This is a genomic window from Collinsella sp. LCP19S3_F2 (assembly GCF_052121015.1).
Classification (GTDB): domain Bacteria; phylum Actinomycetota; class Coriobacteriia; order Coriobacteriales; family Coriobacteriaceae; genus Collinsella.
The window spans coordinates 1-506 of record NZ_JBQKFA010000040.1 but is presented as its reverse complement, the minus strand read 5'-3'; the positions used below and the strand labels follow the sequence as shown (position 1 = coordinate 506).

Genomic DNA, 506 nt, shown 5'->3' with positions numbered 1-506 from the left:
GCAGCCTCAGCCTCGACTGACGAGGCGGTGCGGGTTGTGATCTTCCACCCCAGAGCTGCCAAACCAGCAGGCGTCAAGCCGATGTGCTCAGCGAAACGATGCAACTGCCCCAGCACCGGGGCCGACACGGTGGCGTCCTCACACCGGACAGACAGCCGAGTCCACATCGCCACCGAACGCACCAGCCACCCCGACACGTCCATCGACCACGCGCACGCCTGCGGAGTCCGCCACGCCCACTCCCATACCTCAGACTCACGATCAGTCACGTTGGGCAGTGGAAAGTCGGGCACCGGGCCGTCATAGCCGGACGCTGGCAAATCCTCCAGCCTGTAGCCGCGAGCATCAGACCGTGCAGAGTTCTCGTCCGGCATAGGCCCAGAGCGGATACGAGCACCTTTCGCCATGATTCTGGAGCCTCCTTTGCCGCATCTCACGGCAGAGAACGAGAGCGCGGCATCTCACCGCGCTTGGGAAAAATTTGAACCCGCCGGACTGTTTTGTGC

At 63.4% G+C, this 506-nt stretch carries 1 protein-coding gene; it reads right to left on the bottom strand.

Annotated features, from left to right (window positions below):
- The coding region (locus ACTQX9_RS09565; RefSeq protein ID WP_441541391.1) for a hypothetical protein at positions 1-407 on the bottom strand (407 nt) is incomplete at its 3' end.
- Between the last annotated feature and the right edge of the window lie 99 nt (positions 408-506).